Genomic DNA, 10,074 nt, shown 5'->3' with positions numbered 1-10,074 from the left:
CGTTTGAGGTTTTTTATAATTTGGATATACTCCCCCTAAAACTTACCTCCCGTTGCTCTTCGTAGCTGAATCCGCCCTCTTCCTTATTCTAAAATACGGTGGATGTAAATTATATACTCCCAGTATGTATATTTAATTGTCCATTTAATCATTGGATAGTAGGGTATTTTTAATAAAAATGTTGGGAGGATATTAAATGCAATGTATGCGGCGTTGTTAGTAAATTCGAAAAATCGCCAAAAATAAAGTCACTCTGAGCGGGGTGGCTTTATTTTTCTCTTCTCTGGATTGCAGCAAAACCAAGAAAACTAATTCCCCAGAATTACTCTTTATCTATTTGTCTTGAAAATACGCCGAAAATTATTTTTGATTTGTTTTTTTAACTTCTGCACATATTTGGATATTGTCAATCTATTTGTTTGATTAAGCGGTCTGTCCTGCCTATGTATTCCAGCAGGTAATAACAAATCTCAATGTGCCGCTAATTCCCGGTGTGGTGTCGCTATCGAACGGGATGCTGACATCAATTTTGCCCTCGCATAATCCTTCAGTTTCTATTTCTTGATTGGCCGCAGCGCTACCATTATTTTGCCATGCGTAATGGATTTTCCATGTTTCGCCATCAGTGGCAGGCGGCACCATTTCTAACAAGATAGCGTTACGGAATAAGTAACCACCTTCGTAATGTTCATTAATCCATAATTTACGGTCGATTTCGTAGTCCGGTACCCTTACACCCAGCGCGACGCTATACGCTAAGGAGCGGCGCTGTTTGTTGACGCGGGAGCGGTTGGCGAGGAAAACGGTGGACAAGTATTGAGGACCGTTTTTGACTGGATCGGTACGCCATTCGTCTTGGCTCATACAGGCAACAGAATCTTCTTCGCTGGTGCGGCGTGTCAGATACCAGAGTTTGCCGCGAGGGGATGCCAGAATTTCAAATTGATATAAAGCGTTGATGTTGCGGCCATCGTCTACCGCTTTTTGTACTTCATCAGGTAAGCGGATTTCTTCTACATCAACCCAGATATCTACCCGCACATCGCCAAACAAAAATCGGGTTAAATTTTGATACGACTCTTCGCTATTAACGATGCCAAAATATCCAGAATGTGAGCGATAGGCAAAGCCTTTTGCACATGGTGTGCTGGCGCTGCCATCTTGATGGATGCCATGGAGTATTGCATTATCAATACGGACTAAGCCATCGCTGCCATGACCCGCAAAGGTGCGGGATAAGCCCATCGCTACTTCGTAATCGGTGCGGTTACTACCGACCATACAAAATACTTTGTCGGATGGAAAGCGATCTTCCGGCAACCAATCGACGCGGCCAGTTGTGGCATAAGTGTCTTGCAAATCCAGATAGCCCGCCATTTTTTCGCGGTTGAAATTGTTCATGTCCGATGCACTTAGCCATGAGGGAATGTTCGCTCCCAATATGTCTATTCCGTTATGGGGTGTAGCATAGGTGAAGAATTTATCGACATATTGTTTGGCGTTATTCGGGTCATTTGCAGGATTTTGTAACAGGCCGCGACAGACCAGCCCACCCATAGAGTGAGCAACTAAATAGCAGCGGAAATCTTCTGGCGTGATTTGATTGTCTGGATTAGCGCAGGCCAAATCTCGCAGACGCAAAATGAGTTCCGCTAATTTTTGTGAGAATACTTCGATGCTAGGTGTCTCTCCGATGCCCAGCAAGCGGGAGGCCTCGTCGTAATAACGATAGATAATGATGGAGCGGTTACTTAGCTTATTGTCTGGGTCGGCGACCCATTCAGGATCGAGGATGTCATAACCATCTTCGTACACGTCGCTATAGTCAAAATCGGAGGCGAGCCGGATCACGGGTGATTCAAAAATATATTTACGCGGTTGTCGCGTTTTGTCCGGCACTGCACGATATACGGTGGAGCCAAGATTAAAGCCGCAAAACGGGTCGGCGCTAGTTTCATCGATTTCCGCAGGCGTCATCGCATAGCCACGCACATAGATGATCGGGTAAAAAGGGGCGTTTGGATTGCTCATACCATCCTTAGTTTTTGGTAACGCCTCTGCGTAATTTGTGAGAACGTTGACGTATTTTTCTAACGAACATCGGTGAAGTCAGTCATGCATCATGACTGGCAGGCTTTCATTTGTTATCTATTTTGAAATGTTATCGTTATAGTACAATTATTAGGCTTAAGCAAATGTTTGTAAGACATATCTGAAAAGCTGCCGGATCGCCCTGAGTAGTCTAATCAGTGTTTTTAGATATTTCACCTTCTTGACGGCAGAGAATTAACCGTTTGCTACCTCCATTATTTTTAATCAATGATCTTTGTCTGCACTACGTCAAAACAGAGTCGGATAAGGTAAAATCCTGTCATGTCATATCAAGTTCTCGCCAGAAAATATCGTCCCAAAAGCTTTGAAACGCTGGTTGGGCAGGAGCACGTGGTTCGTGCCTTATCGCATGCGCTGGAGCAGCAACGGCTGCATCACGCGTATTTATTCACAGGGACTCGTGGTGTCGGTAAAACGACGCTCTCACGCATACTCGCTAAATCCTTTAATTGCATCGGTGCCAATGGTAACGGCGGCATCACCTCGCACCCTTGTGGTGTGTGCGAAGCCTGCGTGGCGATTGATGCCGGACGCTTTGTTGATTATATCGAGATGGATGCGGCGTCTAATCGCGGGGTGGATGAGATGGCAGCGCTGCTAGAGCAAGCGGTCTACGCACCATCGAATGCACGCTTCAAGGTCTATATGATCGATGAGGTGCACATGCTGACTAACCATGCGTTTAACTCCATGTTAAAGACGCTGGAAGAGCCGCCTGAGCATGTCAAATTTATCCTCGCCACCACCGATCCACAAAAAATTCCAGTGACGGTATTGTCGCGCTGTCTGCAATTTAATTTGAAGCAGATGCCACCTGGTCATATTGTTTCGCACCTGGAAAATATTCTCGGCCAAGAGCAGATCGAATTTGAAGTCCCGGCACTTCGCTTGCTGGCACAAGGTGCGCATGGCTCTATGCGCGATGCCTTGTCGCTGACAGATCAATCAATTGCGTATGCAGCTGGCAAAGTGACCTTAGAGGCAGTGCAAGGTATGTTGGGTGCATTAGATCAGTCGTATCTGATCCGCTTGCTCGATGCCTTGGCTGTGAAAGAGGGCAAAGCTTTGCTAGATGTCGCTGACGAAATGGCGGCACGTAGCTTGTCTTATAAATCCGCTCTACAAGATTTAGGTAGTTTGCTGCATCAGATTGCCATCGCACAAATGGTGCCGGATGCTGTGCCTGAGGACATGCCAGAGCGCGATGATGTTATTCGCCTCGCTGCTTTATTCGGTAAAGAAGAGATTCAACTGTTTTACCAGATCGCGGTACATGGTCGTAATGAGTTGGTGTTAGCACCGGATGAATACGCTGGTTTTAGTATGACGCTACTGCGCTTGCTAGCCTTCCGTCCGTCTGATAGTGGCGCGGCAATTGCAGGTAATGGCGCTGGTGGCTCGGGTGGATCTGCGCCGTCTGGCCGCGTTCCTCAACGTCCAATTATGCCGAGTGTAGTAAGCCCAGTAAATTCAGTCAGATCGGTAAATTCAGCTAGTTCAATTAGTGGGCAGCTAGCATCCAGCCCACCTTTAAGCTCCGCTGCAATAGTCTCGCCAACAATGTCTGTAGCGATACCGCCCGTTGCGCCAGTTATGGCTGTGCCGGCTGTTGAATCTTCTGCTCAAGATAATCAGGTAGCTCGTGTGGCTGAACTTGTTTCGACTGCTCAGCAGGTGGGGGAAATACTTCCAGAAGTAATACCAGAAGCGCTTCCAATCGCAGCGCAGGTAGTTCTACCAGCAACGGTGGCAGTCCCTGTTTTATCGCCTCGTGATGCTGCGTTAGCTGCTGCTGGTTTACGTAAGCCTTCGGTTGCCAGTCGTGCAGCAGTTGCCGAAATATCTGCAACACGTCCGATGGCGGCACCTGTTACGGTGCCAGTCTTAAGCTCGGCACCAGCTAGGCCAACTGCCCCAGTTGAGTCATTTGCCAACGCTACGCAAGTTGTTTCTCCGACAAAAGAGCGGCACACATCAACCGTAAGCCAGACAAAAATAGCGGCGCCAGCCGGGATGGATGACATGCCGCCTTGGGACGAAGATATGATGGAAGCGAGCTCTTCTAATGAGTTACCGCCACATTTTCAGTCCGCTGCTTTTGATGATCAGTTTGATCAGGCTGCGATTGTTCCCGTGCAAGTGAAGTCAGAAAACCCAGCACCTCCCGTTAACCCTCCTCAGCCGACCATATCAATTTCGGCGCAAACTATAAATGCTTGTGAAGCGCCAACTGACTCTGTAGCATTTGGGGAGTCGCCACAAATAGCATTGCGCGTTACAGAAATTAAACCAATACAAGAATTAAATTGGGATGGACATTGGCCTAATCTGGCAAGCAGTTTGCCGATGCGTGGCGTGGCACAGCAATTAGTGCAGCAAAGTGAGTTAATTGATTGCCAGATCAACGGTAATACATTCGTATTTAGTTTGCGCGTACCTTTGCAAACATTATTATCATCTGGCAGCGTTGAAAAATTAGAGCTCGCTTTGTCAGAGCGTTTTGCAAAGACAGTTAAGGTCGAGACTAAAATCGGTGCCGTCGAGCAAACCGCTAACGCCCAGGCAGTTGCTGAGCGCGCAGAGCGTCAGCAGCTTGCAGAAAAATCGATACAAAGTGATTCCTTCATTCAGTCTTTAATGCGAGAATTCGGCGCGTCTATCGTGACTGGCAGTATTAAACCTGTTTGATTTCTTACAAAATGATTCGGCCAATAGCTACAAATTAATTAAGCATTTATCAACACCATTGAACAAGTTTTAGGAGATTTTTATGATGAAAAACCAAATCGCAGGCTTGATGAAGCAAGCGCAAGCCATGCAAGACAACATGAAAAAAGCGCAAGACCAATTGGCGCTAGTTGAGGTAGAAGGGCAATCTGGTGCAGGTTTAGTCAAAGTAGTGATGACATGCAAAAATGACGTAAAACACGTCACGATTGATCCGTCTTTGCTGGCCGACGATAAAGATATGTTAGAAGACTTGGTTGCAGCAGCTTTTAACGACGCAGTACGCAAGGCAGAAGCCACATCGGCTGAAAAAATGTCTGCGTTGACATCTGGCATGCCATTGCCACCAGGCTTTAAACTGCCGTTCTAAGTACGTTTTTGCAGAGGGTATAAAGCCCTCTGCAATGTTAAGTTTTGGTATCTTGCCTCCGTATTTTTATTCGTCCTCATGCAGAAAATTCGTCTCTTCGCTTTTTCGCGCTACGCTTTTTATCTGTTTTTTATTTATTAACGGTCTATTCCCCCTAAGTGAAACCCCATACCAGTCTTGAATTTCTTGCAGAAGCTTTGCGTCGCTTGCCCGGAGTCGGCCCTAAGTCTGCACAACGTATGGCATATCACTTGCTGCAACACGACAGGGACGGTGCGTCGCAATTGGGTAGGGCATTGATGCAGGCTGTAGAGAAAATTAAATACTGCCAGCTTTGTAATACCTTTACCGAGAGTGATGTTTGCGAGACTTGTCTTGATCCTGAGCGCGATGCCTCTTTACTTTGCGTAGTAGAAACGCCGTCAGATCAAATGATGATTGAGCAGACCATGACATACAAAGGCATGTACTTTGTATTAATGGGGCGTTTGTCTCCGCTGGATGGTGTCGGGCCGAAAGATATTCATCTGGAAAAACTGATCGTCCGTGCGACAGATGGCATTGTGGTTGAGGTCGTGTTAGCGACCAACTTCACCAATGAGGGCGAGGCAACTGCGCATTATATTGGCGAGACTTTAAAATCACGTGGATTAAAAGCTAGCCGTCTTGCCCGAGGAGTGCCAGTTGGTGGTGAGCTTGAATATGTAGATGCCGGGACGATTGCAAGGGCAATGTTGGATCGTCGCGCCACATAATGTAGTACGGATTAGCAGGCATCAATTTATGCATCAATACCCGGTAGATGCATAATGATTTTAGATACTAGGTAACCAAGTAGGTAGTTAACTGAGTAGGTAAGGATGACAATATGAATCGACGATTTTTCAAACAATTCGCTATCGCTTTGCTGCTGTTTTTGCTCGGTTACTTTACTTTTAATAATAAGTTATTTGCGCAAAATGTAGAGCAAGGTCTCGCGCAAAATGCAGAGTTGCAATTGCGCTATTCTGCACACAATTTAGCTCTGATACCTTCATCTGCTGAGTTTGTATTTTGAGTTGTCGGATTTTATTTTACGTTTAATTTCCACGTTCATCTCTGCCTTTAATCTTGACGTTGAATCTTGTGCGTCAAGATAAAGTTTTCAGATAATCGCGTATTCCTGCTAGCAGCATCTCTACTGACATTGCTGTCAATATCAATCCCATCAAACGTTCAAACGCTGTCATTACACGCTTGCCTAATACCCGTTGCATCTGTTCTGCGCTGAGTAAAACAATGAGCCAGACTATGGCTACTGCGGTGAGTGCCGCTAGATGTACGGCGACATCCATTTTGCTATCGGACGAAAATAATAATACGGTTGCTAAAGCAGAGGGACCTGCTAATGCAGGAATAGCCAACGGCACAATAAAGGGTTCGTGATCGTCTTCCACATCGCCAAAAATACCGCCTTCTTGCGGAAACACCATACGCAATGCGATCAAGAATAAAATTACGCCGCCACCGATGCGCAGTGATACATCCGAGAGTTGCATCGCTGTTAAAAAATGCTTACCAAAAAACATAAATAGTAATAACAGGGCAAAGGCAATCGCACATTCTCTGACCACGACACGCCAGCGACGCTCTGGCGAAACATGTGACAGTGCGCTGACAAAAATTGGGACGTTACCGAACGGATCAGTGACCAGTATCAGTAAAATAAAAGATTGAAAAAAGTCTTTGGTCATAATTTTTTAGCGTGCTTTGATGGTGTTCTATGGACTGTAAGGCATCGTAAGTGAATTGACGAGGTGCTACAAGACAATTTTAGAAAGCGCGTTATTATTCGTCATAAATAACGAGTACCGGGTCTTTACATTACGCTCTGACTGTTGTGTCCTTGCTGGTAAATGTCCCGTTGGATGATGCTTGTATATGTAGACGGACTAAAATCACTAAGTTTGACTTTGAATGGCAATAATTATGTTTGAAAATAAAGAACGACCTGATACCCCTTGCGTTGCAGTATGTTCCACTACATTTGACGATGTATGTCGCGGTTGTGGTCGCACATTGGCGGAGGTTGCTGAGTGGGTTTTCATGTCACAAGAGCAAAAAGAAATTGTATGGAGCCGCATATTGTCTGAGGGGTATCCGCGGCGGAACAAATAACCACTGTGTTTTATCTATGCTAACTTTAATTAACAATAAAACTTACGAAAAACCACCTCAGCAAGGAGTGGTGACGAGGGCAGTAATTTAGTTCTTAGTACTTCACTTGGGACTTCACTTAGTACCTCAATACACGAACTGCAACGCAGCTTGGATAATTTTGCGTAAGTTCCAAAAAAACATAATCAAATTATGGAGACATAGCGATGACAAAGCCTGAGCTGGAATCAACATCCAAAGTAATAACTGCAGCAGCACCCAAAAATAAGTCGCGTCGTCGTTTTGTCCTGGGCGGCTTGGGCGTTACTGGTGCGCTTGTGGTTGGTTGGGGTGTGATGCCGCCACGGCAACGTCAAAACGGTGGTACTGCTTTGCCTGTGATGAATGACGAAGTAAGCTTGACTGGTTGGATCAAGATTGCTAAAGATGGCACGGTTACGGTTGCCCTGCATAAGAGTGAGATGGGGCAGGGCATACATACCGCTTTGCAGATGTTAATTGCAGAGGAACTTGATGTCGGCATGCATAGCATCAAAACGATGTACGCTCCCATCGATAAAATTTATGGGAATGTTGTCGTCATGGCTGATGGTTTGCCATTTCATCCCGATGACACAGGGGTGTTAAAGCGGACAGCGGTATGGATGACAGGTAAATTTGCGCGCGAGCTGGGTTTGCAATTAACAGGCGGATCATCGAGTGTCAAAGATTCTTGGGGGCCATTGCGTGAAGCGGGTGCCACCGCACGCGCGATGCTTGTAGCGGCAGCAGCAAAAGAATGGGCCGTGCCACCAGAGCAATGTCACACCTCCGATGGCAAAGTAATCCATTCCTCAGGCAAAAGCCTCGCTTATGGCGATTTAGCGCAGAAGGCATCTCAAACTGAGCCTGGCGAAATACGCTTAAAAAATCCACAAGACTTTAAGGTAATAGGAACGCCGCAAGCGCGCACCGATGCAGCGTCTAAGGTCAATGGTAGTGCGGTATTCGGTCTTGATGTCAGACCGCCGGGTTTGCTTTATGCCGCGCTAAAGATGAGTCCGACCATTGGTGGCAGTATTAAAAACTTCAATGCCGATGCGGTGAAATCTATGCCTGGAGTGATGCATGTTGTGGACTTGTCCAGTCCTGGTCAAGAGCATATCGTCGCTGGCATTGCGGTGGTGGCTAAAAATTACTGGTCGGCAAAAAAAGCCTTGCTGGCATTGCCGGTAGAGTGGCTTCCCGGTGCACATGCAGGTTTGTCTAGTGCTGGCATATTTAAAGAACTTAGTAATCAATTGGATACCGAATCTGGTTTTACTTATTATAAAGTTGGCGATCCCGCGTCTGGGTTTGCTGCTGCGACAGCCAAAGATCAGTTGATTAAGGCAGAGTATCGTGCACCGTTTTTAGCGCATGCCACGATGGAGCCGATGAATTGCACCGCCCAGTTTAAGGACGGAAAATTAATAATCTGGGCATCGACTCAGGTTCCAAGTATTGCCGTTGGCGTTGCAGCCAAGATCGCGAATATTTCTCCCGATAATGTTGATCTGCATATGACCTATTTGGGTGGCGGTTTTGGACGCCGGCTAGAAGTTGATATGGTGATCCAAGCCGTAAAAATCGCCTTAGAAACTAAAGGCGCGCCAGTTCAATTGATCTGGAGCCGCGAGGAAGATACTACCCACGATATGTATCGTCCGGCCGCAATTGCACGCTTTGCAGCGGTCGTTGATGGAAGTGGAAAAATTACCGCCTATGACAATAAATCTGCTTCTGGTTCTGTCACACATCAAGTGATGCAACGCACATTTGGCTTGCCTGCAGGTGGTCCTGATAAAACAACGGCAGAAGGTGAGTTCGATATGCCGTATGAATTTCCGCACCAAAAGATCGCTCATGTGATTGTGCCGACGCCAGTACCATTAGGCTATTGGCGCTCTGTAGGACATTCTCACAATGCGTTCTTTAAAGAGAGTTTTATTGATGAGTTGGCGCACGCTGCTGGCAAAACTCCAGTGAATTTTCGACGTGAATTGTTGACTCAACATCCCAGACATCTAGCCGTATTGGAGGCGGCAGTGAGCAAGGCTGGTGCTGCTCCAGATGGACGGGCGCATGGCGTGGCATTGCATCAATCATTTGGTTCTATCGTTGCGCAAGTGGCTGAGGTCTCGGTTGAGAATAATCAGCTTCGCGTACACAAAGTCACTTGCGCCGTGGATTGCGGGATCGCTGTTAACCCAAATATCATTACGCAGCAGATGGAGTCGGCAATTATTTTTGGTTTGTCAGCAGCTTTGTACGGCGATATTACGATTAAGAACGGACAGGTGGAGCAAACCAATTTCCACGATTATCCTGTTTTACGGATAAATGACACTCCAGACATCCAGGTAATTATTATCAAAAGTGCCAATCCGCCAGAAGGTATTGGCGAGCCAGGAACTCCACCGATTGCCCCGGCAGTCGCTAATGCCTTATTTGCACTGACAGGTAAGCGTCTTCGTAGCTTGCCTCTGCATTTGGATATCACCTAAATATTATTCTGACTAGCTTTCCACGCGATCTGGCTTAAGCTAATGGACCCGTATAAAAAATTCTGCCTGGTTAAGTAAAGAACTATATTGCTTGGTGGATTCAAGCACGAAGAGCAACGTTGAATAAAAAGTCAAAGGGTCAGATGCGATAGCATTCTGCCTTTTGACCAGCCAGTCGAAAGT

General features: G+C 46.4%; 8 protein-coding genes. 6 read left to right on the top strand and 2 right to left on the bottom strand.

Annotated features, from left to right (window positions below):
• Window positions 1–441 precede the first annotated feature (441 nt).
• Window positions 442–2,031, bottom strand: coding sequence for a hypothetical protein (locus QN395_RS20240; protein WP_322119118.1), 1,590 nt, complete (start codon window positions 2,029–2,031; stop codon window positions 442–444).
• A gap of 342 nt (window positions 2,032–2,373) precedes the next feature.
• On the opposite strand from QN395_RS20240, the gene QN395_RS20235 reads away from it, so the two are divergent.
• The 4 genes from QN395_RS20235 to QN395_RS20220 all read left to right on the top strand — a co-directional run bounded on the left by QN395_RS20235 (window position 2,374) and on the right by QN395_RS20220 (window position 6,266).
• Window positions 2,374–4,800, top strand: a complete 2,427-nt coding sequence (locus QN395_RS20235) for a DNA polymerase III subunit gamma/tau (protein ID WP_322119117.1) — start codon at window positions 2,374–2,376, stop codon at window positions 4,798–4,800.
• Window positions 4,801–4,882: 82 nt separating this feature from the next.
• Window positions 4,883–5,209, top strand: a complete 327-nt coding sequence (locus QN395_RS20230; protein ID WP_323492852.1) for a YbaB/EbfC family nucleoid-associated protein — start codon at window positions 4,883–4,885, stop codon at window positions 5,207–5,209.
• 158 nt (window positions 5,210–5,367) lie between these two features.
• A complete protein-coding gene (recR, locus tag QN395_RS20225) occupies window positions 5,368–5,964 on the top strand; it encodes a recombination mediator RecR (protein WP_322119115.1) in 597 nt (198 codons plus the stop codon).
• A 113-nt stretch (window positions 5,965–6,077) separates the two neighbouring features.
• Entirely contained in the window at window positions 6,078–6,266 is a 189-nt protein-coding gene (locus QN395_RS20220; RefSeq protein WP_322119114.1) for a hypothetical protein, read from the top strand.
• Between the two features lie 73 nt (window positions 6,267–6,339).
• Here the strand turns inward: QN395_RS20220 and QN395_RS20215 are convergent, their stop codons facing one another.
• Window positions 6,340–6,942 carry a MarC family protein gene (locus tag QN395_RS20215; RefSeq protein ID WP_322119113.1) on the bottom strand — a complete coding sequence of 201 codons (603 nt, stop codon included), beginning with the start codon at window positions 6,940–6,942 and terminating at the stop codon, window positions 6,340–6,342.
• A 235-nt stretch (window positions 6,943–7,177) separates the two neighbouring features.
• Between QN395_RS20215 and QN395_RS20210 the strand changes: the two genes are divergently transcribed.
• A complete protein-coding gene (locus tag QN395_RS20210) occupies window positions 7,178–7,366 on the top strand; it encodes a DUF1289 domain-containing protein (RefSeq protein ID WP_322119112.1) in 189 nt (62 codons plus the stop codon).
• A gap of 206 nt (window positions 7,367–7,572) precedes the next feature.
• On the top strand, window positions 7,573–9,891 hold the full coding sequence (locus QN395_RS20205) for a xanthine dehydrogenase family protein molybdopterin-binding subunit (protein ID WP_322119111.1): 2,319 nt from the start codon (window positions 7,573–7,575) through the stop codon (window positions 9,889–9,891).
• Window positions 9,892–10,074 lie beyond the last annotated feature (183 nt).

Origin of the sequence: Undibacterium sp. RTI2.2, assembly GCF_035018705.1 — a bacterium.
GTDB lineage: Bacteria > Pseudomonadota > Gammaproteobacteria > Burkholderiales > Burkholderiaceae_D > Undibacterium.
The sequence above is the reverse complement of the archived record's forward strand: the minus strand, read 5'-3'. Positions and strand labels throughout refer to the sequence as shown.